Annotated in this window: 24 protein-coding genes; 13 read left to right on the forward strand and 11 right to left on the reverse strand. The window is 59.0% G+C overall.

The genetic code is table 11. The features are described 5' to 3' along the window. Nucleotides 1–31: 31 nt before the first annotated feature. Together LC059_RS03155 and LC059_RS03160 are read left to right on the forward strand one after the other, a co-directional pair. Nucleotides 32–988 carry a DnaJ C-terminal domain-containing protein gene (locus LC059_RS03155; RefSeq protein WP_226702370.1) on the forward strand — a complete coding sequence of 319 codons (957 nt, stop codon included), beginning with the start codon at nt 32–34 and terminating at the stop codon, nt 986–988. A 62-nt stretch (nt 989–1,050) separates the two neighbouring features. Further along, on the forward strand, nt 1,051–1,359 hold the full coding sequence (locus LC059_RS03160) for a chaperone modulator CbpM (RefSeq protein ID WP_226702371.1): 309 nt from the start codon (nt 1,051–1,053) through the stop codon (nt 1,357–1,359). 42 nt (nt 1,360–1,401) lie between these two features. On the opposite strand, the gene LC059_RS03165 is transcribed toward LC059_RS03160, so the two are convergent. Further along, nucleotides 1,402–2,385, reverse strand: coding sequence for a calcium/sodium antiporter (locus LC059_RS03165; protein ID WP_226702372.1), 984 nt, complete (start codon nt 2,383–2,385; stop codon nt 1,402–1,404). 176 nt (nt 2,386–2,561) lie between these two features. Here LC059_RS03165 and LC059_RS03170 point away from each other — a divergent pair, with 176 nt between their 5' ends. Next, nucleotides 2,562–3,479, forward strand: a complete 918-nt coding sequence (locus LC059_RS03170; protein WP_226702373.1) for a DUF533 domain-containing protein — start codon at nt 2,562–2,564, stop codon at nt 3,477–3,479. A 66-nt stretch (nt 3,480–3,545) separates the two neighbouring features. Here LC059_RS03170 and LC059_RS03175 read toward each other — a convergent pair whose 3' ends face one another. The 3 genes from LC059_RS03175 to recQ form a co-directional block, all read right to left on the reverse strand. After that, entirely contained in the window at nt 3,546–4,910 is a 1,365-nt protein-coding gene (locus LC059_RS03175) for a serine hydrolase domain-containing protein (protein ID WP_226702374.1), read from the reverse strand. Between the two features lie 215 nt (nt 4,911–5,125). Beyond that, entirely contained in the window at nt 5,126–5,302 is a 177-nt protein-coding gene (locus LC059_RS03180) for a hypothetical protein (RefSeq protein WP_226702375.1), read from the reverse strand. Continuing rightward, nucleotides 5,286–7,127, reverse strand: coding sequence for a DNA helicase RecQ (recQ, locus tag LC059_RS03185; protein WP_226702376.1), 1,842 nt, complete (start codon nt 7,125–7,127; stop codon nt 5,286–5,288). The genes LC059_RS03180 and recQ overlap by 17 nt, the downstream gene beginning before the upstream one ends. A gap of 177 nt (nt 7,128–7,304) precedes the next feature. Here recQ and LC059_RS03190 point away from each other — a divergent pair, with 177 nt between their 5' ends. Beyond that, on the forward strand, nt 7,305–7,742 hold the full coding sequence (locus LC059_RS03190) for a hypothetical protein (RefSeq protein ID WP_226702377.1): 438 nt from the start codon (nt 7,305–7,307) through the stop codon (nt 7,740–7,742). 46 nt (nt 7,743–7,788) lie between these two features. Here LC059_RS03190 and LC059_RS03195 read toward each other — a convergent pair whose 3' ends face one another. After that, nucleotides 7,789–8,595, reverse strand: a complete 807-nt coding sequence (locus tag LC059_RS03195) for a glutaminyl-peptide cyclotransferase (RefSeq protein ID WP_226702378.1) — start codon at nt 8,593–8,595, stop codon at nt 7,789–7,791. Between the two features lie 44 nt (nt 8,596–8,639). On the opposite strand from LC059_RS03195, the gene LC059_RS03200 reads away from it, so the two are divergent. Continuing rightward, the gene (locus LC059_RS03200; RefSeq protein ID WP_226702379.1) at nt 8,640–9,269 is read left to right on the forward strand and encodes a DUF502 domain-containing protein; all 630 of its coding nucleotides are present in this window, start codon (nt 8,640–8,642) and stop codon (nt 9,267–9,269) included. A gap of 4 nt (nt 9,270–9,273) precedes the next feature. Here LC059_RS03200 and mnmC read toward each other — a convergent pair whose 3' ends face one another. The 4 genes from mnmC to LC059_RS03220 all read right to left on the reverse strand — a co-directional run bounded on the left by mnmC (nt 9,274) and on the right by LC059_RS03220 (nt 13,096). Continuing rightward, the gene (gene mnmC, locus LC059_RS03205) at nt 9,274–11,313 is read right to left on the reverse strand and encodes a bifunctional tRNA (5-methylaminomethyl-2-thiouridine)(34)-methyltransferase MnmD/FAD-dependent 5-carboxymethylaminomethyl-2-thiouridine(34) oxidoreductase MnmC (protein WP_226702380.1); all 2,040 of its coding nucleotides are present in this window, start codon (nt 11,311–11,313) and stop codon (nt 9,274–9,276) included. A 9-nt stretch (nt 11,314–11,322) separates the two neighbouring features. After that, complete coding sequence (gene fldB / locus LC059_RS03210; protein WP_226702381.1) at nt 11,323–11,844, reverse strand: flavodoxin FldB; 522 nt, start codon at nt 11,842–11,844, stop codon at nt 11,323–11,325. A gap of 37 nt (nt 11,845–11,881) precedes the next feature. Beyond that, nucleotides 11,882–12,349: a tRNA (uridine(34)/cytosine(34)/5-carboxymethylaminomethyluridine(34)-2'-O)-methyltransferase TrmL gene (gene trmL / locus LC059_RS03215; RefSeq protein ID WP_226702382.1), complete on the reverse strand. Its 468-nt coding sequence runs from the start codon at nt 12,347–12,349 to the stop codon at nt 11,882–11,884. A gap of 216 nt (nt 12,350–12,565) precedes the next feature. Continuing rightward, entirely contained in the window at nt 12,566–13,096 is a 531-nt protein-coding gene (locus LC059_RS03220; protein ID WP_226702383.1) for a glycine cleavage system protein R, read from the reverse strand. A 193-nt stretch (nt 13,097–13,289) separates the two neighbouring features. On the opposite strand from LC059_RS03220, the gene LC059_RS03225 reads away from it, so the two are divergent. The 3 genes from LC059_RS03225 to LC059_RS03235 all read left to right on the forward strand — a co-directional run bounded on the left by LC059_RS03225 (nt 13,290) and on the right by LC059_RS03235 (nt 15,057). After that, the gene (locus LC059_RS03225) at nt 13,290–14,099 is read left to right on the forward strand and encodes a class I SAM-dependent methyltransferase (RefSeq protein ID WP_226702384.1); all 810 of its coding nucleotides are present in this window, start codon (nt 13,290–13,292) and stop codon (nt 14,097–14,099) included. Nucleotides 14,100–14,164: 65 nt separating this feature from the next. Then, complete coding sequence (locus LC059_RS03230) at nt 14,165–14,407, forward strand: YheU family protein (protein ID WP_226702385.1); 243 nt, start codon at nt 14,165–14,167, stop codon at nt 14,405–14,407. After that, on the forward strand, nt 14,407–15,057 hold the full coding sequence (locus tag LC059_RS03235) for an alpha/beta fold hydrolase (protein WP_226702386.1): 651 nt from the start codon (nt 14,407–14,409) through the stop codon (nt 15,055–15,057). The genes LC059_RS03230 and LC059_RS03235 overlap by 1 nt, the downstream gene beginning before the upstream one ends. On the opposite strand, the gene LC059_RS03240 is transcribed toward LC059_RS03235, so the two are convergent. After that, the gene (locus LC059_RS03240) at nt 15,035–15,319 is read right to left on the reverse strand and encodes an antibiotic biosynthesis monooxygenase family protein (RefSeq protein ID WP_226702387.1); all 285 of its coding nucleotides are present in this window, start codon (nt 15,317–15,319) and stop codon (nt 15,035–15,037) included. The genes LC059_RS03235 and LC059_RS03240 overlap by 23 nt on opposite strands. Before the next feature lie 193 nt (nt 15,320–15,512). Between LC059_RS03240 and tusA the strand changes: the two genes are divergently transcribed. Continuing rightward, complete coding sequence (tusA, locus tag LC059_RS03245) at nt 15,513–15,743, forward strand: sulfurtransferase TusA (RefSeq protein WP_226702388.1); 231 nt, start codon at nt 15,513–15,515, stop codon at nt 15,741–15,743. A gap of 97 nt (nt 15,744–15,840) precedes the next feature. Here tusA and LC059_RS03250 read toward each other — a convergent pair whose 3' ends face one another. After that, nucleotides 15,841–16,527 carry a hypothetical protein gene (locus LC059_RS03250; RefSeq protein WP_226702389.1) on the reverse strand — a complete coding sequence of 229 codons (687 nt, stop codon included), beginning with the start codon at nt 16,525–16,527 and terminating at the stop codon, nt 15,841–15,843. Nucleotides 16,528–17,110: 583 nt separating this feature from the next. Between LC059_RS03250 and LC059_RS03255 the strand changes: the two genes are divergently transcribed. From LC059_RS03255 to LC059_RS03270, 4 genes are read left to right on the forward strand one after another with little or no spacing between them, the layout of a single operon-like run. After that, nucleotides 17,111–17,659 carry an elongation factor P hydroxylase gene (locus tag LC059_RS03255; protein ID WP_226702390.1) on the forward strand — a complete coding sequence of 183 codons (549 nt, stop codon included), beginning with the start codon at nt 17,111–17,113 and terminating at the stop codon, nt 17,657–17,659. Continuing rightward, entirely contained in the window at nt 17,656–18,588 is a 933-nt protein-coding gene (locus tag LC059_RS03260; protein ID WP_226702391.1) for a 5'-3' exonuclease, read from the forward strand. The genes LC059_RS03255 and LC059_RS03260 overlap by 4 nt, the downstream gene beginning before the upstream one ends. After that, nucleotides 18,585–19,703 (forward strand): 4-phosphoerythronate dehydrogenase, encoded by a 1,119-nt coding sequence (locus tag LC059_RS03265; protein WP_226702392.1) that lies wholly within the window; start codon nt 18,585–18,587, stop codon nt 19,701–19,703. The genes LC059_RS03260 and LC059_RS03265 overlap by 4 nt, the downstream gene beginning before the upstream one ends. Then, a complete protein-coding gene (locus LC059_RS03270; protein WP_226702393.1) occupies nt 19,700–20,872 on the forward strand; it encodes an ATP-NAD kinase family protein in 1,173 nt (390 codons plus the stop codon). The genes LC059_RS03265 and LC059_RS03270 overlap by 4 nt, the downstream gene beginning before the upstream one ends. Nucleotides 20,873–20,923 lie beyond the last annotated feature (51 nt).

Genomic DNA, 20,923 nt, shown 5'->3' on the forward strand with positions numbered 1-20,923 from the left:
GGACAGGCGTTTCAAGGCGTAATTGGTTTCCATGGAATACCGCGATTATTACCAGATCCTCGGCGTGGAGCGCAGTGCTCCGCAGGATGAAATCAAGCGAGCCTATCGCAAGCTCGCGCGCAAATATCACCCCGATGTAAGCAAGGAAGACAATGCTGAAGACCGCTTCAAAGAGGTGAATGAAGCCTATGAGGTTTTGAAGGATCCGGAGAAGCGTGCCGCCTATGATCAGCTTGGCAGCAATTGGAATAGTGGTCAGGACTTCAAGCCACCGCCGGATTGGGATCAGGGCTTTGAGTTTCACGGTGGCGGTTATACCGAGGCAGATCCGGAAGCCTTCAGTGATTTTTTTGAGAGCCTGTTCGGGCGTGGTGGATTTACCCAAGGTGGTTTCCATCGGGGCCGTCGACAATTCCATGCGCATGGACAAAACACCTATGCGCGGATCGCCATTGATATTGAAGACAGTTATACCGGCAGGAAACGTCAAATTACGCTCAAGCACTCTGAGCTGGGGGCAGACGGCCGCCCGGTAGTGAAAGAGCGCAAATTGAATGTGACTATTCCAAAAGGCGTCACCGAGGGGCAGCAGATTCGCCTGGCCGGCCAGGGTGAGCCGGGGATGGGGGAAGGTAAGCCCGGGGACCTTTTCCTGGAAATTGTCTTTAACCGACACACACGATTTAGCACCGAGGGGAAAACCGTCTATCTGGATCTTCCTGTTGCACCCTGGGAGGCAGCTCTGGGTGGCAAGGTGCCGGTGCGAACGCCGGATGGCCTGGTCAACCTGACACTGCCGGCCAACAGTAAAAGTGGCAGCAAGCTGCGACTCAAGGGCCGCGGCTTGCCGGCGAAAGTGCCCGGCGATCTCTACGTGGTGGTGGATGTGGTGACGCCGCCGGCAAATACCGATGCAGAGCGGGCCGCTTATACAGCCTTCCGCGATGCCTTCACATTTGACCCGCGCGCCGATTCCGGCCATGCGTAAAGCGGAAACGTGGTACGCAGAGAGAAACTGAGAGCGAAACGGAGTGCGAAACGGAGAGCAAGATGTCGCCTGAAAATGAGCAACCTGCGGTGGTGCTGGATGAGAGCAGCCAGCTTACATTGCGCGAACTGTGCATCGCCTGCTCTCTTTCCGCGGAGCAGGTGATGGCGCTGATGGAAGAGGGCGTGATTGAGCCGTATCGCGCTGCTGGTCCGATGATGTTCAGCGGAATCTGTGTACGGCGCGTCAGGCGCGTGGTGCGCCTGGAGCGGGACCTGGGAGTGAATCACGCCGGAGCGGCGCTGGCACTGGAGCTACTGGAAGAGATCGAGCAGCTCCGTGCTCGCGTCCGCCGCTTGGAACGGCGCTAACCTTGACGGAATGTCGCTAGTTTTGACGTAAGGACGCGATGCCTACAGTGCCGCATCGGTGATTTCGTAAATCAGGTAACCGGTATACGCCAGGTAGGCGGCCAGTAAAGCGGCGCCTTCAAAACGGTTGATGCGCCCGTGAGGTTTGCGGAATCCGTAACCGAAGATAAACAGGGCGATCGTCAGTCCCATTACCATCGGCCAGTCGCGGCTGATGAGCTCTGGTGGTACCGAAGGCATGGGCGCGATGGCACCTGCGATCCCCACTACCGCCAGCAGGTTGAACATGTTTGAGCCAACCACATTGCCAATGGCAATATCGTGTTCGCCTTTGCGCGCGGCGGCCACGGTGGCGGCCAGTTCAGGCAGTGAGGTGCCGAGTGCAACAATGGTGAGACCAATAATCAGGTCACTGACCCCCAATTGATGGGCAATGGTGACGGCGCCCCATACCAGTATGCGTGAACTCACAACCAGCAGGATCAGGCCCGCCACAACCCAGAACAGCGCCTTGCCAAGGGGCATCGCGTGCTCTTCCAGTTCGCTGTCGAATTCTCCCTCGATGACATCGCCCTTGCCGCGCAACGCGGAGTAAATCGACCAGCCAATCAGGCCAAAGAAGCCCGCTAGCAGGATGACGGACTCCAGGCGACTGAGGCCACCGTTCCAGAAAAAGGCGGCAGTTACGCAGGTGAGGGCGAGCAGTAGCGGAAGCTCTTTGCGGATGATCTTACTGTTAACGGTGAGCGGGATAACGATGGCCGTGGCGCCGAGAATCAGGCCCGTATTGGCAATGTTGGAACCGTAGGCATTACCCAACGCCAGCCCGGGGCTCCCATCCAGTGCCGCCATGGCGGATACCACCATTTCCGGCGCAGACGTGCCGAAACCGACGATCACCATGCCGATCAGCAGCGAAGGCATGCCGGCATGTTTGGCGGTGGCAGCGGCGCCGTCGACGAAGCGGTCGGCGCTCCACATAAGCAGGACAAATCCGGCAAGTATCGCGAGAAAGGCAAGAATCATGGGCTTCCTTCAAATTCGGTACGGTTCAGTCCGCCGCGAGCGGTGTGAATTTGGTGGCGATTGTAACGACTATAGCGCTGCCTTGCAGTGATGATTGGTAAGTTCCCTGCTGGTGGGGGCAGATTCGGGACTCTACAGTTTGCTCTGATTCTGAATCTGGCAGAGGCCGTGAATCTATGAACAAGAAGCTGCTCCTGGGTGCCCTGATTGGTGCGGGCATGTCGATGCTCAACAAGAAAATCCGCCAACAGCCGGCCCCGTCTCCCGGTACGCCGCCACCGGATTTTCAGCGGCCAGATTTCAGCAAGGTACCGCCTCCGGAGCAGCAGGGCGGTGCCGGCGGTCCCAGCCTGGATGATATTCTCGCGCGCGCCGGCCAACCCGGTGGCCTGAGCCCTGGCGGCAATGCTGGAGGTCAGGCTCCCGGCGGCGACGTTTTTGGCGGCGCAGTTCCCGCCGGTGCGGGTGCTGGGGGTGCAGCAGTGCTAATGGAAATCGCCCGCCGGATTTTCTCGCAGATGCAGCAGTCCCCTGGCGGTGCAACCGGCGGGGGCGGTGGCCTGGGTGCTGGTGCCGGTGGTGGCCTGGGGGATATTCTCGGGCAGATCTTTGGTCGCGCGGGCGGTAAGTTCGGGCAGCAGGGGCCACAAGGGCCGCAGAGCAGCCCCGGGAACTGGCAGAACCCATCGGCCCGTGGGAAGGGCGGTCTATTCGGCTTTGTGAACACCGTGGACGGCGATACCGAGGGGGATGAGGGGCAGGCGGATGCCATGCTCAAGGCGATGGTGGCCGCGGCACAGGCAGATGGAAAAATCGATGAGGCGGAGCAGCGCAATATCCTGCAGGCACTGGAGGGGCAATTGGAGTCCGCCACACTGGATGAATTCCGAGCCTTTCTGACGCAGCCGGTGAGCATGGATGAGGTCGTATCGGCCGCGGACGACCCGGCGACCGCATTCAACCTGTATCTAGTGTCGGCAATGACCATCAATCCCGATAATGCCCAGGAAAAGCAGTATCTGGAGACTCTGGCCGAGAAGCTGGGTATTTCTGAGCAGGCGGTGCAGGTGATTGAGCAGCAGCTGCCGAGGTAGTGAGATTAACAGTGAGATCAATGAGATAGCCCGGCAGCGGCACCGCTGCCGGGCTATTTTCAAATGTCAGCTCTTTGGCAGCAGCTGCGCGAAATTCTCGCCGGTTGGGTAGTCTCCCGCGCTCCATCCCAGGCGAACAACCACCGTGTTTGTTGAAGGCGAGATCATTACCACCTGTTTGCGGTTGCCCAGCATAAAGTAGCTGTCCTCTGGTAACTCTGGGAAACGCGCAGTTTCACCACCGTGGTTTAGCCAGAACTGGTAGCCGTAGGCGGGGTCGTTTTCACTCTGGTTGGGGCTGCTCGCCGCGCTAACCCAGCCTTCCGGCAGCAGGCGTTCGCCATTCCACTGGCCATCGTTCAGCATCAGTAGGCCGAGACGGGCCCAGTCGCGGGCGGAGGCGTAGATGTAGGAGCTACCCACGAAAACGCCGCTGGCGTCCATCTCGAACGTGGTGTGATGCATTCCGAGGGGGGCGAGAATCTGCTGCTGGAAAAAGTCCACATTGGCCTGCGGCGTTGCTCCCAGTTGCTCGTAGAGCCAGCGCGCCAACAGGTTGGTAGTGCCCGAGGAGTAGGAAAAGTGCTCACCGGGCGTGTGCGCCAGTGGGCTTTGCAGGGCTATGTCCGATGCGCTGTGGGCATTGAACAGCATGCGGGTAGCGTCGCTGCCCGGTGCGTAAGTCTCGTCGAAGTCGAGCCCGGAAGACATCTGCAGCAGGTGCTCCAGGGTGAGAAGGTTGCGCTCGTCAGACCACTGGGGAAACAGTGGCGTGGCGACTTCCAGTTGTGGTTGCAATGCTTGTAGCCGGCCCACCATCATTGCCGTCAGGCTTTTGCCCATGGACCAGCCGAGTAGCTGGGTGTTTGCGGTAACGCCGTCGCTGTAGGACTCCGCGACCAGCTTTCCATCTCTTACCACCAGTAGGGCACGGGTATTGAGCCCGGCCTGATTGTCTTTCGTCAGCATCTCGTCGAGGGTTCGCTGCAGTTGTGCATCGATATCCGGTGCAGCTGAGCCCGCAGGCCAATCTTTTGCCTGCTCTTCAGCCATGTCTTCCGCACGAGCCGCGGTGACTTTATCGAGCGCTGTGGTGTCGCCGATATCCAGGGTGCAACCGAGTCCCGGGCGGAAGGTCGCGCTGCGCTCCCCCATGCCCAGCAGGCTGGCGGTGACGCGTTGGTTGCCATACTCGAGGTCCAGCAGTCGGTTTGCGGGGGAGTAGGATGCCAGGTCGTCCAGGTTGCGCGCTGCATCGAACCCCGAAACATAGTGTCCGGAACAGGCAAGCTTGGCCCCCATACCGGTGGCAACGCGCACCGCGCTGTTCAGTTGGGTGACGGAAAACCCGAGCAGCATCGGTGCGAGCAGTGCAAGTACCAGTAGCAGGCCGACAAGGGAGGCTAGGGTGGTCAGAATTATTTTTTTCATTGGTATTTAAAATGGCACTTGGTGATGAGATCACGGCCGAGGAGACCGGGATATGTATCAGTGGTCAGCCGCGGAAAAATCGGGAAATTCGATTGTCAGCGATTCTAGCAACGGGCCTTGCACAGCGGGCAGGTTATCAGAGGTCAAAACTCAAAGGTCAAAAACGGGGCCCTATAGCAACAAAGCCGACGGGTGGTTAGCCGGTTCCGTTTAATTTATTTAGCCATTGCTTTGGCGATATGACCCTCGATTTCCTCTAGCTGTGCGCGGGTGACCACTGGGCCGATATCGTTGTTGTTATTGTCCATGCCGTTGCCTTCCTTGAGCTCGTCATTCTGCACGCTCGTTGTGGCTATGTAAGACTCTGAATGGCGGTCACGCGGTCTCTCCATCGAATCCCCGCAGCAGATCCAGAAACGGCGCCCCGAAACGGGCCAGCTTGCTGTCGCCAATTCCGGAGATCGCCAGCATCTCCGATTCGTTGCGCGGGCGCGCCGTGAGCATTTCCCGCAGGGTCGCGTCGTGGAATACCACATAGGGCGGCACCCCGCGCTCTTCGGCCAGGGTCTTGCGCAGTGCGCGCAGAGCGTCCCACAGGGGAAGGTCGGCATCGACGATCTCCACCGGCGTTCGGGAGCGGGACTCGCCCCCGCCCTTGGCCGACTTCGCCGGAGCTTTGGGCAGGGTGCGCAGCTGCAGGCTCTCCTCGCCGCGCAGCACGGGTCGGCACTGCTCGGTAAGTTGCAGGGCATTGAAAGCCTCGGTATTTACTCGCAGGTAGCCGCGCACCACCAGTTGTCGGACAACTGCGCGCCATTCGTTGCTGCTGAAGTCGGTGCCGATACCATAGGTAGAGAGCTGGTTGTGGTTGAACTGGCGGATTTTTTCCGTATCCCCACCGCGCAACACATCGATCACGTGGGCGGCACCAAAGCGCTGGCCTGTGCGGTAGATGCATGACATCAGCTTGCGCGAGGCCTCGCTGGCATCCCAGGTGGCGGGTGGTTCCAGGCAGGTGTCGCAATTGCCGCAGTCCGCTCCCAGCTCTTCATTGAAGTACCGCAACAGTGCACGGCGGCGACAACTGGTGATCTCGCACAGCCCCAGCATGGCGTCGAGCCGCTGTCGCTCCTGGCGTTTGTGTTCATCGCTGCCCTCGGAGGTGGCGGCCATCTGGCTGAGCTTGACCACATCTTCCAGCCCGTAGAGCAGCAGTGCAGTCGCCGGCTCGCCATCGCGACCGGCGCGGCCGGTCTCCTGATAGTACGCCTCGATACTTTTGGGCAGGTCCAGATGGGCGACAAAGCGCACATCCGGCTTGTCGATCCCCATGCCGAAAGCGATGGTGGCCACCATGACCACGCCTTCTTCGCGCAGGAAGCGGCGCTGGTGCTCGGCGCGCACTTCTGCGGAGAGGCCGGCGTGGTAAGGCAGCGCGTTGAAGCCCTGTTGCTGTAGCCACAGCGCGGTGGATTCCACCTTGTTGCGCGACAGACAGTAGATAACCCCGGCATGGCCCTGCTGTTCCGTGGTCAGGAACTGGAGCAGCTGGTGTTTGGGGTTGTTCTTGGGGGCAATGCGGTACTGAATGTTCGGGCGGTCAAAACTGCTGATAAAGTGTCTGGCTTCGCCCAGGTCCAGGCGCTGGGCAATTTCCTGTCGGGTGCGCTGGTCCGCAGTGGCGGTGAGGGCGACCCGTGGCACATCGGGGAAGCGCTGGTGCAGGCAGGAGAGCTGCAGGTAGTCCGCGCGGAAGTCGTGGCCCCACTGACTCACGCAGTGGGCCTCGTCGATGGCAAACAGGGATATAGGTGCCTGCATAAGCAGGTCCAGGGTGCGCGGCTGCAACAGGCGCTCAGGGGCCAGGTACAGCAGCTCCAGATCTCCGCGCAGCAGCTGTTCTTCAATTTCCTGCGCAGTGCGGAAATCCAGTGAGGAATTCAGAAAGGCCGCGGAGACACCCGCGGCGCGCAGCGCCTCCACCTGGTCCTGCATCAGGGCGATAAGCGGGGAAATCACGATGCCGCAGCCCGAGCGGGCGAGGGCGGGGATCTGGTAGCACAGGGATTTACCGCCACCGGTGGGCATCAGTACCAGTGCGTCTTCTCCCGCCACCAGTGTGTCGATAATGGCCTGTTGGTCACCGCGGAAGCCGGTGTAGCCGAACGTGTGTTCGAGGATGTAGTGGGGACTCTGGGGGGCGGGTGTGTCTGTCATGGGCGCGAGTATACCCTTGGGAGAGTGGTGGCGGCGAACTGGTACCGACGATCCACGGTCCAATTCTTGGCGTATCTTGCCTCTTATTTTCGTGACAATGATCTATAATCCACCCACCGCAGACATAGACAGGGAAAAGCTATGCGCGCAATGACAATGAAGTCTGAAATGAGGTCTGTGTTGTTTCTGAGTACGCTCTCCGCAGTGCTCTTATCGCTTGCCGGGTGTATCTCCCAGGCTCCCGAGCCGATCAATCCACGCTATCTTGCCCAGTCCGCGGTCGCGGATACTCATCTGGGTTGGAAACCGGCACCCGCCAATCAGCTCAACTATTCGCTCGCTACCTCCAGCGGTATCGCCCGTATGGAAATGCGCGCACTCCCGATCGATCTGCAGGCAGTGACCATTGAACTGCCCGGTATGCGCAATATCGAGGGCATCCAGTGGCGCGGTGTGGGCGGTGATCACGCCATGCTGTTCGATGGTGCTGAGGAAATGGATGGAGTGACGGTCGAGCGACGGCACCGGGGGTACCTGTTACAGGTGCGTGGACCGGCGCTAGAGTCCATTCGCACCGGCGGTTACCTGACGGTGATCGATTATTACCGGAACTGATCTTGCCCGAGCAGGGGTGATAGCCAAAGGGCCGGCGTAGCACCTGCTAGTGCGCTTTCTCGAAGCCCAGCCCCTTCGGTCGGATCAGATAGAGATTTGGCCAGAACTTTCCTGTTACCCAGAGCCCATTGCGCGCTTGATCCCAGGCAATGCCATTGGCCACGGCATCGATATGGCGGCGGCCTTGCAGGCTGTCCCGCTGCAGCTTTTCTACGTCCACGACTCCTAGTACCTCTCCGCTCGCGGGATCGATGGCGATAATCCGGGAGTCCTGCCAGATATTTGCCCAGACCAGGCCGTGCACATATTCCAGCTCGTTGAGCTGCGACCAGTTCTGCCCTCCGCCATTGACGGTGACCTGGCGCACAACTTCGAAGGTTTGAGGATCGCGGAACGTTAGAGTGTTACTGCCATTGCTCATGATCAGCTGCTTGCCGTCCGTCGTCAGCCCCCAGCCTTCCCCGCGGTAACGCAGCACCTTGTCCAGGGTAAAATCTGCTCGGTTGTAGATCTGCACTTCACCGGCGCGGTAGGTCAACAGGTACAGTTTATCCTCGAGAACCGCGAGCCCCTCCGCAAAGCGGTTGCCCGCAAGCCATTTTCGTCTTACGGGATTGCTGCTCGGGTCGGTATACTCCGCAAGCCAGGAGTGGCCATAGCGTCCGCTGCTTTCCAGCCAGCGCTCGCCGTCAAAGTAGAGCCCCTGGGTAAAGTGGTCCGCTGGCCGGGTTTTGCTCTCCAGCAGCTCGTATTCCACCTTCTCCACGGCGTGGCTGTGGCTGCAGAACCATAACAGCAGCGTTGCCATGAAAACGGTTGCCGGCCGGCGTGGGGGTTTCAGTACGGCGCCCATAATAGTTAATTTTCCCTGTTCAACGGTTTCCAGTTCAGTAAGTTATGACCAGAATAAAAACCTTTGTCACCCTGACCCTGCTCGGTGGCCTGGCGGTGGTGTTGCCCATCGCTATCTTCGTGATGTTGTTCCAGTGGCTGTTTGGCCAGATCAGCGAAATGGTGGCACCGGCGACCCAGTGGATGCAGGCGCATACCCAGTTCAAGGATAACTTCGCGCGACTTGTGGTGATAGCGCTGATTCTCGGCCTGTGCTTTGTGATTGGCCTGCTGGTGAAAACCAGTGTGGGTCGCTGGGCGCACAAGCACCTGGATCACTGGCTGGGCAAACTGGCGCCCGGCTACAACACGATCAAGGATCTTGTGCTGCAGTTTATTGGCGGTGCTGGCAGTGAAGGGGTGCTGTCGGGGCCGGTGGCGCGGGCACGTATTCATGGCGCCGGTAATCCGCTGTCGGTGACGGCGATTGTGACATCGCAGCATGCGAATGGGGATTACACCGTCTATGTGCCCACGGCGCCGGTACCAACGTCCGGATTTGTCTATCACCTGCCGCCCGAGTGCGTAGAGATCCTGCCGCATGTGACCGTGGAAGCGGCAATGAAATCCATCGTTGCCTGCGGTTCTGGCAGCGGACCGCTACTGGTGCCACCCGTACTCGAAGAAGCTAAATAAAAAGCTAAAGATCTCTGTTCTTACCCAGTGCGCGAATCGCAAAGCGCATTGGGTGTAGTGCCTTCACCAGCTCCTCCGACACCGGCATTACCTCTCCCGTAACCCATCCTGCCAGCACCTCCGCCGCCAGCGGCGCGTAGGTGAATCCCCGCGACCCGAGCCCGGCCAGCACATACAGGCCTGGCTGGTAGGGGGTCCGTTGATCGATCAGTTGCTTGCGGTTTTTGCGCAGCGGGTGGTAGGTGCTTTCCAGTTGAGTCCACTCCGCCACCGGGCCGGCCATGGGAAGGTAGTCCGGCGTGGCGGCGCGCAGGGCTGCCCGCCCTTTGAGTGGCTGGTTGCAGAAGGAGTCGGCGATACCCGGGAGTAGTGAGGACAGCGTATGCAGGTTTTCCTCGTGTTCCTCGCCGCGGATCTCGGTGTCTGTCTGTTTGAGCTTGAACGTGGCGCCGAAGCTGTGGCTCGATGACTCGTTGTTGCCATCGGCTGGGGCGATATAGCCTTCGGCACAGAGGGCGATTTTCAGTTTTTCCGATTCGGCCGTGGTTTCTGCAAATGAAACCTGGCCACGAATCGGTTGCAGGGGCAGGGGTGCGGTTTGCGGAAACTGACGGTTGAAGTTGGCCGTGCAGAGAATCAGTGCATCAAAGTCCAGTGGCTCGGCGGTGCCGGCAATGTCCAGCTGCCAGCGTTTTTCAATCAGATGGGCGCTGCTAACAGTGGTGTCAAAGCGCGTTTCGATATTCGGGTGATCCAGCAGGCTCGCGCATACCTGACGAGGACGCAGCCAGCCGGCGTGGGGGAAGTGTAGTCCCGGAGTTGTAAGGTGGACACCGGCGAGCGCACTGGCCTCAGAGGCAGTGACGGGCTGTGCGAGCGCGGAGTCGCCGTCCAGTGTCAGTTGCTCGACGATCTGCTGCTGCAGCTGCTGTTCTTTTTCCGTCTGTGCCAGTTGCAGCAGGCCATCGAAATGCACCGCCTGCGGGCAGATTGCCGGGTAAAAGCGCTGGGCGTACTGAAGTGCCAGCAGGTTGAAGTCGCCGTTGGGGCCGGGCTTCGGTGAGAGCTTTGCGTAAAGAATCCCCTGGTCGTTACCCGAGGCGCCACTTCCCGGGGCGTCGCCCTTTTCGAATACGGTTACCTTGAGGTTGCGTTCCGCCAGCGCCCGCGCAGTGGTCGCGCCGGCAATGCCAGCACCGACAACGGCGACAGATTTTATTGACTGTTTCTGTTCTGGGCATTGCGACGGTGGCAAGTGCCAGGGCGTTGTCTTGTGCCCGTGGGGAGTGTCGGTCGATGCCCGAGTAAAGTCACCGCGCAGCATTTCTCGCTTGCGGCCAAACCCCGGCACCTTCTGCAATTCAAAGCCGACGGACTTTAACCCACGCTTTACGATACCTGCGCAGGTAAAGGTGGCAAAAGTAGCCTGTGGTGCGCTCAGTCGGGCGATGGCCTGAAACAGCTCCTCGCTCCACATCTCCGGATTCTTAGACGGGGCAAACCCGTCCAGAAACCAGGCATCGATTGCGCTGTCACGCTCCGGGTCGTCCAGCAGTAGTCGCTCGAAACCGCTACTCGCCTCATCAATCACCAGCGTCAGGTAAACCCCACCGGAAAATTTCAGCCGGTGTACTCCCGGGGCAAGTTGCTGTGGATACTGTTCGATCAGTTGCCGGCTGAGATCGTCCAGCTCTGGCCACATGCCCAGTGCGCGCGCAAGATCCCGGGGGTGCAGTGGAAATTTCTCCACACTGACAAAATGCAGTTGCGACTTCGCCGGCGCTACCTGCAGCCAGAGCTGCCACGCAGCAAGAAAATTGAGCCCCGTGCCAAAGCCGGTCTCACCGATGGTAAAACGCGTACCTTGTTCCAGATTTGCCCAGCGTTCTGGCAAGTGGTTCTCGGCGAGAAACACGTGGCGGGTTTCCTCGAGCCCGGAAGCCGTCGAAAAATAGATATCGTCGAACGCACTGGATACCGGCTGGCCATTTTCCCGCCACTCCAGTTTGGCGTGGTGAACCGGGGGTGAGTTCTTCTCAGGCATAGAGGCTGTTCACTTGAGACCGAACTCGCGCATGAACTGTGCGCACCACTGGTCGAGGCGTTCGTCACTCTTGTCGAACTCGCTTTCCTCGTCTAGCGCCAGACCCACAAAGTGGCTGCCATCTGGCGTTAACCCTTTGGACTCTTCAAACTGGTAACCCTCCGCCGGCCAGTAGCCAACGGCCTTCGCGCCGACCGCCACCACCTGCGCGTGCAGGTAGCCCAGGGCATCCTGATACCATTGCGGGTAGCCTTCCTGGTCGCCCATCCCGTACAGGGCAACGGTTTTACCACTCAGGTCCAGTTGTCCCAGCTGATCCCAGCAGTTCTCCCAGTCTTCCTGCAGTTCGCCGTAATCCCAGGTAGGGATGCCTAGGATCAGAAAATCGTAGTCCTGCATCTGGGCGATATCCTCGTCCGCCACATTGTGCAGATCGATCCACTCCTCGCCGAGGCGATCGCGGATTTTCTCCGCCGCCATTTCGGTGTAGCAGGTACTGGAGCCGTAAAAAAGTCCGATAGGTGCGCGCATAAACTAACTAGCGTTGATTCAGCCTTGAGCGGTTAACTCAGCTTTGGGCATTGATATAGCCCAGCTGCCGCCAGGCTTCGTAAATGACAATGGCCGCAGCATTCGAAAGATTGATACTACGGCTGTTTGCACACATGGGAATGCGCAGGGTGTGGTCAGGGCCGGTTTGGGCAAGAAACTCCGCGGGCAGACCGCGGCTCTCGGGGCCAAACACAATCGCGTCGTCCGCGCGGAACTCGATTTCCGAGTGCGGGCGGCTGCCCTTGGTCGAAAGCGCCAGCACCCGCTTTGGCTGCTCCGCCTCCACGAATGCATCCCAGTCCCGATGGCGCACCACGCGGCTGTATTCCGCATAGTCCAGCCCCGCCCGGCGCAGGCGCTTGTCGTCCATGGCGAACCCCAGGGGTTCGATCAGGTGCAGCTCGGCACCGGTATTGGCACACAGGCGGATGATATTGCCGGTATTGGGGGCAATTTCCGGCTGGTAGAGCACGATTTTGAACATGATGGCTGCAACGTCAATCGCTTAAAGCCGAACGTATCGGCGACGGAACTTTACGCGAAGGTGTCGGTAGCGGGTATAGCCTTGTGAGACCTTCTGCGAGAGGGACCTCGCAGAAGAGCCCCCATGGATGGGTTTACGGCGTGTCTCACAAGGCTATACCCGTTAGCGGCACCGCCACTGAACGAGACCAGTGCGGCAAAGCTGAAAAGGCGGGGATTATAGCGCGGAGGAGGTTTCTTCGCAGTCGATCTCTACTCCCAGCTCGTCGGCGATTTCATCCAGCTCGTCGTGCAGGCCATCGATACTGACATCTTCCGCAACACTGATGGTGCACTCGGCGGAAAACAGGGGTTCGCCGCTCCAGGGAGTGCTGCTGTAGCGGGTGTCCAGGGTCTCCATATTGATCTTGCGCGCCGCAAGCGCGCGGGAGATCTCCTTCACGATACCCGGGCGGTCATTGCCCACCAGCTTCAGCTGCAACGTCTGGCGACTGTCCGCAGCCACTGCCAGCGCATCTTCAATCTGCAGCTTGAAGTCATCCCCGGCAAGATTCTGCAGGGCGTCTTTCAGCGTCGCGCTGTCCTCCGCGGCCACACTGACCCGCAGAATACCGGCAAACTTGCCAGCAAAATGGGCCATCCGGCTGTCTTCCCAGTTACCACCATTTTCCGCCACCGCGGCCGAGAGCATCTCCACCACACCGGGTTTGTCGTCACTGATGATGGAGATCACGAGGTGCTGTTGCATGAGGGCATCCTTACTTACTGGCGCTATTAAATCGGTTTAATTGCTGAATTGTAGCCAGTGTGGTGCCCGCAGGGCAAAGATCTCCCCAACGAAGCCAGGGAACTTTGACGCGATGGTCGAAGTCTTTACAAGCAACATGCGGCGGTGTTGAATCACCGGTCGTAGGAACGAAAATCAACAAGAGGGTATTAGGATGAAACTGGTTCATTGGCTGGCAGGCGCCGCCTGTGCGGTATCACTGGCAGCGGGGGCTGCCCAGGCCGACACCTTGAAAAAGGCGATTGAAGGAGAGCAGCGCACACCTGAATACGCCGCGCGGGACAAGTACCGTCACCCGGCGGAGACCCTGGCGTTCTTCCAGGTGAAGCCGGAAATGACCGTGGTGGAGATCTGGCCGGGCGGCGGTTGGTACACCGAGATCCTCGCGCCTGCACTGAAAGAAGAGGGTACCTTCTACGCAGCACACTTCCCGAAAGATACCGAGGTCGGTTACTTCAAGCGTTCGCGGGAAGGGTTTGAAAAGCTGCTGAAGAAGGAGAAGGACACTTACGGTGCGGTAAAACTGACCGAGTTTGCACCTGGTGGCGACAGCGAAATTGCGCCGGCAGGTTCTGCAGACGCAGTATTGACCTTCCGCAATGTGCACAACTGGATGCGCGGTAATGACGAACAGGCAGCGTTCAAGACCTTTTACAAGGCGCTGAAGCCGGGTGGTGTTCTGGGGGTGGTTGAGCACCGCGCGAAGCCGGGTACCAGCCGTGAAGATATGATGAAAAGCGGCTACATGACCCAGGAATACGTCATTGACCTGGCGAAAAAGGCGGGATTCGAACTGGAAGAAACCAGCGAGATCAATGCAAACCCCAAAGACACTGCGGATCATCCGAAAGGCGTCTGGACCCTGCCGCCTTCTCTGCGCCTTGGTGACGAAGACAAGGACAAGTATCTGGCCATCGGTGAAAGCGATCGCATGACTCTGCGATTCCGCAAGCCCAAGTCCTGATATTCCTCTTCGATCGAAGTTAAAATGCCCCGGAACTCCCGGGGCATTTTTTTTACAGGTACATAATGATCATCCCGCACCAACAACTGGACCCAGAAACCCTGCAAAACCTGCTGGAAGAATACGCCACCCGCGACGGCACCGATTACGGTGAACGGGAGGTGAGCCTGTTGGACAAGGTGGCGAACCTGCGGCGGCAGCTGGAAAACAAGACAGTGGTGATCTGGTTCGAGCCCGGTGAAGAGTCCGTGAACCTCATTCTTGCAGAAGACATTCCGAAGGATGGCCCGGGAAGCGGAGATTACTGATGTCAGACAACTGGCTGCTCAGAAGGCCGCAAGAGGAGCCCTCAGCCTGGTTCCTTTTTGCCCACGGCGCCGGCGCGCCCATGGACAGTGACTTTATGCAGGCGCAGGCAGAATTGCTCGCCGCTCAGGGCGTTGGGGTGGTGCGTTTTGAATTCCCCTATATGGAAGAGCGCAGGGAGTCTGGCAAGCGCCGCCCACCCAACAAGATGGAGGTGCTGCTGGCGTCGTTTCAGGCGCAGATTGAACGCGCCGGCGAGGAGCTGTCCGCGGCGCCGTTGTTTATCGGTGGCAAGTCCATGGGCGGGCGCGTGGCGAGTATGCTGGCGCAAGAGAATTTTGAACAAGGGAGGGTGGCCGGGGCTGTGTGCCTGGGCTATCCGTTCCATCCACCGGGCAAGCCAGAAAAGCTTCGCACCGAACATCTGGTGCCGCTCACCTGTCCGACATTGATTGTGCAGGGTACACGGGACAAACTGGGGAATCGTGAAGAGGTGGCGGGTTATCCGCTGGCGTCTGCCATCGAGCTCTGCTGGCTAGAGGACGGTGATCATGACTTCAAGCCGCGCAAAGCCAGTGGGTTCAGTCAGCAGCAACACTGGCAGGCTGCCGCTGACAGGGCTGCGGAGTTTATGCGCGCTCGAGAATTGTAATCCGCTCTTCGTGAAGTAGCATCGGTGCAAGTTGTGCCATCTGCTCCCGACGCTCTTCGCTGTCATACCACTGCTGCCAGTGCAGTACCGACTTCCATTTTGACAGGGTGAAGCGGCGGCGCGGGTTGTCCAGTTCGGTGTAGGTATGGCCGTCCACAAAGCCGGTGGTCTGGTAGGCGTTGGTCAACAGTCGGCGGGCGGCATCCTCGTAGGTGGTCTCCAGGTCCTCGGCAACTTCCCGCTCGATCAATACATAAATCATGACTGCTTTCTCATCCTTACTGAAACGACTGTTCTGGTGACTTGTTATAAGCTGTTCTGGTGAACAGGGTGCGTGCAGTTTAGTCTTTTCCGGTGCCATTCGGCGAACCGGTTTCACAAAATGACCAGGTGTTCTGGTCGGGCTGGCACGGTTTGCAGATGACGCGCTGGCGTAAATCCCTGACAATAGCCCCATGAAATCACACCATACCCTCGATGCCCGCGGCCTGCTGTGCCCGGAACCCGTCATGATGCTCCACGCCGCGGTACGCAAGGTCGCGGAGGGTGAAGTATTGCAGATGTTCGCCACAGACCCATCTACTCAGCGCGATGTACCCAAGTTCTGTCAGTTTCTTGGTTACGAGCTGGTGAAGCACGCGGAAGAGAATGATGAGTTTGTTTACTGGATCAAGAAGGCGGATTGAACCCCAGAAGTCAGAATCGACCGCCACAACAATTGTTCAAACGTAATAAGGGCGACCACTGGTCGCCCTTATTTTGTGTAAATGTGAGGGAAATAAGTTAGGGCGAAGTGACAAGCGCCGCGATCGCAGCTAGGGCCTCCGGGTCCTCGGATTTGATCTTGTTGGCGATGTGGTGTTGGAAGAAGTAACGGAAACATTCCGACTCCTGTGCCGGGTACAGGCAATCGTCCCCGGGAAGAACCGGTGTGGTTTCCACACTGTTGTGATCAATCAGCATGCCGTGGATCTCACCGCTGGCGAAAAGGCGCCAGCTCACCACCTCGGTCAGGGTCAGGTTCTCCTTGTCGACATCCATGAATACCGCATGGGTACCAATGGTGTCGGGGATCTCCTGGACAACCTCGTCCGCCTGATTGCTTTCGTACTCGAAGTATTCCGCCGCAGTCTCCAGCTCGACGATTTTATGGATCGGAGGCTCGTGGAAAATTTCCTCGATGCCCGGGTCATAGTAACCTTCAAACCGTCCATCCAGAGGGTCCTGGATATCCGGGCAGGCCACAATGGCGTTTAACCAGGGAACCAGTCCGACAATCTCGCCGTTGGCACGCAGGCCCCAGCAAAGGATTTTCAGGCTGTAGAGGTCAGTTCCGCTGGAATTGTTGGAGTAGAGCATTTCCAAGCCGTCCAGCTCCGGAGACAGGCGAATAAACCGCAGGTTCTCTGAAGTCTCGATTGGCTTGCCGGTGAAGAGGTCAACCACGTTGTTCGTTCTGTGGTCGGTCATAGAGCACCTCCTTGCAGGGCCGGTAGTAGGGCGGGAAGGTCTTGTACTACTTATGAAGTGCAACCGGCGCAGGGATATCGAGCGAGGGCCGGGCGGCCAATCGCCGAATCCAGACTCCGGGAGCGCTTTTTTTGCCTCCCTGGGAAGCCGGTACCGCAACCGAAAACAACCACTCTGTGCCCATGGGGCGACTGCGTTGAGCGGTAGTTGGTTTCCGGTATCCCTATGTTCAAAGGTATATTCTGATCCGCAGAAATACAACCAGCGGAGTGGGGTTCTTTGCCTCTAAATGCCTCCTTTTTGCTTGAATGGATTCGAAGTGGGGGCGGACCCGGCATTCCGCATATAGCCCGGCTGAAAACCGGCCAGCCTTGATCCCCGCCCGCCCCCTGATATAGTCCGCGCCAATTGGGTGTCCGTCCGTGCGGATAGACCTGATCCCTGATGAAAACAGTACCCAGTACAGATACCAGAGCAGTCAACCGTTTTGCCGAACGCACTATTGGATGAGCAAGTTCCATACCACTTCGATACTTCTCGGGGCGCGCAACCCCCTGCGCGGCACTCTGAGCTACAACAATCTGTGACTGAACGCATAGTCACCGTCTTCGGTGGCTGCTTTTCTGATCCTTCCGGGCTCAATACGCGCTTGGTGGGCGACAATCCCGAGCCCTATTACCGACCAGCGGAGAGTGATGGTGACTGGCACCAGGTGGAGTTCACCCACGATTACGCCGCCAGTGCACTGCATGAAGCCGCACACTGGTGTGTGGCGGGAGCCGAGCGCCGCCTGCAGCCGGATTACGGCTACTGGTACGCGCCCGATGGCCGCAGCGCCGAGCAGCAGGCGGAGTTCGAGCGGGTGGAGGTAAAACCCCAGGCGTTGGAGTGGATCTTTTCCGTTGCCTGCGGCATGAAATTTCGAGTGAGCGCCGACAACCTGGATGCGGGCCTCGGGCCCAGTGACCAGTTCAAGAGGGATATCTGGCAGCAGGTGCAGCTTTACTGTGTTAAAGGCACTGACACCGACATGAACGCCCGTGCCCGCCAGCTTGCTCGGGCACTGGCGGCGGCTTTTGGTACCAGCGATCCGTTCAACCCGGGTGCTTACCGCCTGGAGGATCTCGGATGAGCCAGACTTTCCTGGTCGACGCTTCGGTCTATATTTTCCGCTACTACTTTGCGCTGCCGCCCAACTGGGAGAGCCGCAGCGGTTACTCCACAGAAGCGGTCTACGGCTTCAGCAACTTTCTGCTCGACCTGTTGGCTCGCAAACCCGCATATATCGCCTGTGCTTTTGACGAATCCCTGGGTAATTGCTTCCGCAACGACATTTATCCGGACTACAAATGCAGCCGCGCGCTGCCAGATGAGGCACTGGCCTACCAGCTGGCAGCCTGCCGGGAAATGGCCGAAGCACTGGGTATTGCCAGTTATGCCAGCGACCGCTACGAGGCGGACGATATTCTGGCAACCCTGACGCGACGGTGCGTGGAAAATGGCGCTGCGCCGGTGATCGTGACCCGGGACAAGGATCTTGGCCAGCTGTTGGAGCGCGGTGCCGCCAGCCTGTGGGATTTCGCTGCCGACCAGCATCTGGGCTGTGCGGAGATAGGGCTCAAGTTTGGTGTGCGCCCCGGCCAGATAGCCGACTATCTGGCCCTGGTCGGCGACGCCATCGACGATATCCCCGGAGTCCCCGGTATCGGTGCCAAAACCGCGGCGCGATTGCTGGCGGAGTTTGACGATGTCGAGTCTTTGATTGTTAAAGTGGATCAGGTTGCCACCCTGAAAATCCGCGGGGCTGCGGGCATTGCCAGAAAAATTACCGAGCATGCGGATCAGATGCGTATGGCACTGCAGCTGGCACAACTGGAATATCAGGTGCCGCTGGCGGTCGGTAAGGCCGGGATAGAAGGCATTGCCTGTGCGCCACGGGAACCGGATCTGGCCATTGCGCTGGCGGAAGAGTTTGGCATTGGCGGACTTGCCGGAAAGATTCGCCGCACACTCGAAAGTCTGCAAAACCGCGAAAACCTGATGAGTACAGCAACCCAATGACAATGAATATCGTTGCCGACGAAAACATTCCCGGGCTGGATACCTGGTTTGCGGACCTGGGGAACATCACCCGCGTACCCGGGCGCACTATGACCCGCGCGCAGCTGGCAGCGGCCGACATATTGCTGGTGCGCTCGGTTACCCAGGTGGATAAAGAGCTGCTTGAAGGCACCCCGGTCCGTTTTGTGGGCAGCTGTACCATCGGTACCGACCATCTGGATACGCTGTGGCTGGAGCAGCAGGGAATCTCCTGGAGTGCTGCGCCGGGCTGCAACGCCAATTCGGTCGTGGAGTATGTATTTTGTGTATTGGCTGCACTGAATGTGGACTGGCGCAATCGCAGTTTTGGCATCGTTGGCTGCGGCAATGTTGGCGGGAGTCTGCAGCGCAAACTCCGTGCGCTGGGTATCCCCTGCAAGGTTTACGACCCCTGGCTCCCTGACAATCCCGACGCGGCAGACCTATCGACCTTGCTACAGCAGGATGTGATCTGCCTGCACGCACCCCTGGTAAAAGGTGGCGAACATCCCAGCCACCATATGATCGATGGGAAAGCGCTGTCGGCCATCAAGCCCGGAGCAGTGCTGATCAGTGCTGGACGCGGCGCCGTGGTTGATAGCGCCGCGCTGCTGTCGCTTTTGCAGCAATCGGCACCGTTTACCTGTGTACTGGACGTGTGGGAAAACGAGCCGGATATCGGCCTCGATCTGCTGGAGAAAGCCGATCTCGGCAGCCCTCATATCGCAGGTTATAGCCACGACGGGAAGCTGGCTGGTACCCGGCTGGTGCGTGAGGCGTTAAATCGTGCCCTGTCTTTGCCGCCGGTAGAGATCGATGGTGAGTCCACAGGGGAGTGGCAGTCGGTTACCACCAAAGAAAAGGGCTTTGCTGCGATTCGCGACCTTTTGCTGCAAATGTACGATCCCCGCGCCGACGACCAACGCCTGCGCGCCGCTGCACAGCAAGCCCGTGCCGGAGCGCAGTCCATGGCGATCGCCTTCGATCAGCTGCGCAAGCAGTACCCCAGGCGCCTGGAATTTTCTCACTTCCGACTTGAGGCGCCGCAACTGGACGCTGAGACGCGCAAGCAATTGGAAATCCTGGGGCTCAAGTGAAACTCAAGAAACTCGGACTGATCATCAACCCCTGGGCGGGTATCGGCGGCCCCGCAGGCCTTAAAGGCAGTGATGGTGCGGAGACGGTTGCGCAGGCACTGGCGGCGGGCATCGAACCGCAGTCTCACAAGCGTGCGGCAATTGCACTGCAGGCGTTGCAGCCGTTCGCCGACGCGCTGGAAATTGTCACCTTTGCCGGTGACATGGGTGAAGACCTGGCACGCGAGCTGGGGTTCACGGTACAGGTGGTCGGCGCCGCAACCTCCGGCCGCTCAACCCCAGAGGATTCCGAGGCGGCGGCAAAAGCCATTCGCTCTGCCGGTGCCGACCTGATCGTATTTGCCGGCGGCGACGGCACCGCGCGCAATATGGTGAATGCTCTGGGCGACAACTTTCCGGTGCTGGGTATTCCCGCCGGGGTAAAAATGCACTCCGCCTGCTTCGCCATTTCACCGAAAGCGGGCGGGGAAGTGTTGCGCCGCCTGATGGCCGGTGAACTGGTGGATCTGCACCAGCACGAAGTGCGCGATATCGACGAGAAGTCCTTCCGCGAGGGTCGTGTCAGCACCCGCTATTACGGGGAGTTGTTGGTGCCGGAAGAGGGACATTTCCTGCAGGCGGTAAAAAATGCCGGCCGCGAAGTGGAAGAGTTGGCGGTGGCCGATATTGCCGCGGAAATAATCGAGGAAATCGACGAACAGGATCCTCAGACCCTGTATATCTTCGGTCCAGGCTCCACCACCCTCGCCGTACTCTCAGAGTTGGGCGAGGAAGGTACCCTGCTGGGGGTGGATCTGTGGAAGGACGGTTCCCTGTTGGCGGCAGACGTCAATGCGCTAGAGATAGAAGCCGCCATCCAGCGTCACCGCGAAGATAATGCGGAAAAGCCGGTAAAAATCATACTAACGGCTATCGGTGGCCAGGGGCACCTCATAGGTCGTGGCAACCAGCAGCTGTCGCCGACGGTGCTGAGGGCGGTTGGGCGCGAACACCTGATGGTTGTGGCCACCAAAACCAAAATCACCGAGCTGGGTGGGCGGCCGCTGTTGATCGACAGTGGCGATTCGTCACTGGATGAAGCCTGGAGCGGCTTTATTCCCGTAGTTACCGGGTACCGCGACGAAATTCTTTATCCGCTGTCCGGGGACGGCAGCGGCCAGGCTCAGTGAGCCTTTCTTATTACTATCAGCCTTACTTTTATCAGTAACAAAACAGCGAGT

The sequence above is a fragment of the Microbulbifer elongatus genome (genome assembly GCF_020524885.1).
GTDB lineage: Bacteria > Pseudomonadota > Gammaproteobacteria > Pseudomonadales > Cellvibrionaceae > Microbulbifer > Microbulbifer elongatus_A.

What these genes read in the sequence shown, in the direction of transcription:
- tusA (WP_226702388.1), top strand. Translation starts at nt 15,513, where the DNA reads ATGAAATCACACCATACCCTCGATGCCCGCGGCCTGCTGTGCCCGGAA.
- LC059_RS03265 (WP_226702392.1), top strand. Translation starts at nt 18,585, where the DNA reads ATGACAATGAATATCGTTGCCGACGAAAACATTCCCGGGCTGGATACC.
- fldB (WP_226702381.1), bottom strand. Translation starts at nt 11,844, where the DNA reads ATGCGCGCACCTATCGGACTTTTTTACGGCTCCAGTACCTGCTACACC.
- LC059_RS03165 (WP_226702372.1), bottom strand. Translation starts at nt 2,385, where the DNA reads ATGATTCTTGCCTTTCTCGCGATACTTGCCGGATTTGTCCTGCTTATG.
- recQ (WP_226702376.1), bottom strand. Translation starts at nt 7,127, where the DNA reads ATGACAGACACACCCGCCCCCCAGAGTCCCCACTACATCCTCGAACAC.
- LC059_RS03235 (WP_226702386.1), top strand. Translation starts at nt 14,407, where the DNA reads ATGTCAGACAACTGGCTGCTCAGAAGGCCGCAAGAGGAGCCCTCAGCC.
- LC059_RS03170 (WP_226702373.1), top strand. Translation starts at nt 2,562, where the DNA reads ATGAACAAGAAGCTGCTCCTGGGTGCCCTGATTGGTGCGGGCATGTCG.
- LC059_RS03240 (WP_226702387.1), bottom strand. Translation starts at nt 15,319, where the DNA reads ATGATTTATGTATTGATCGAGCGGGAAGTTGCCGAGGACCTGGAGACC.
- LC059_RS03250 (WP_226702389.1), bottom strand. Translation starts at nt 16,527, where the DNA reads ATGACCGACCACAGAACGAACAACGTGGTTGACCTCTTCACCGGCAAG.
- LC059_RS03220 (WP_226702383.1), bottom strand. Translation starts at nt 13,096, where the DNA reads ATGCAACAGCACCTCGTGATCTCCATCATCAGTGACGACAAACCCGGT.
- LC059_RS03175 (WP_226702374.1), bottom strand. Translation starts at nt 4,910, where the DNA reads ATGAAAAAAATAATTCTGACCACCCTAGCCTCCCTTGTCGGCCTGCTA.
- LC059_RS03230 (WP_226702385.1), top strand. Translation starts at nt 14,165, where the DNA reads ATGATCATCCCGCACCAACAACTGGACCCAGAAACCCTGCAAAACCTG.
- LC059_RS03260 (WP_226702391.1), top strand. Translation starts at nt 17,656, where the DNA reads ATGAGCCAGACTTTCCTGGTCGACGCTTCGGTCTATATTTTCCGCTAC.
- LC059_RS03195 (WP_226702378.1), bottom strand. Translation starts at nt 8,595, where the DNA reads ATGGGCGCCGTACTGAAACCCCCACGCCGGCCGGCAACCGTTTTCATG.
- LC059_RS03200 (WP_226702379.1), top strand. Translation starts at nt 8,640, where the DNA reads ATGACCAGAATAAAAACCTTTGTCACCCTGACCCTGCTCGGTGGCCTG.
- LC059_RS03225 (WP_226702384.1), top strand. Translation starts at nt 13,290, where the DNA reads ATGAAACTGGTTCATTGGCTGGCAGGCGCCGCCTGTGCGGTATCACTG.
- LC059_RS03155 (WP_226702370.1), top strand. Translation starts at nt 32, where the DNA reads ATGGAATACCGCGATTATTACCAGATCCTCGGCGTGGAGCGCAGTGCT.
- trmL (WP_226702382.1), bottom strand. Translation starts at nt 12,349, where the DNA reads ATGTTCAAAATCGTGCTCTACCAGCCGGAAATTGCCCCCAATACCGGC.
- LC059_RS03160 (WP_226702371.1), top strand. Translation starts at nt 1,051, where the DNA reads ATGTCGCCTGAAAATGAGCAACCTGCGGTGGTGCTGGATGAGAGCAGC.
- mnmC (WP_226702380.1), bottom strand. Translation starts at nt 11,313, where the DNA reads ATGCCTGAGAAGAACTCACCCCCGGTTCACCACGCCAAACTGGAGTGG.
- LC059_RS03180 (WP_226702375.1), bottom strand. Translation starts at nt 5,302, where the DNA reads ATGGAGAGACCGCGTGACCGCCATTCAGAGTCTTACATAGCCACAACG.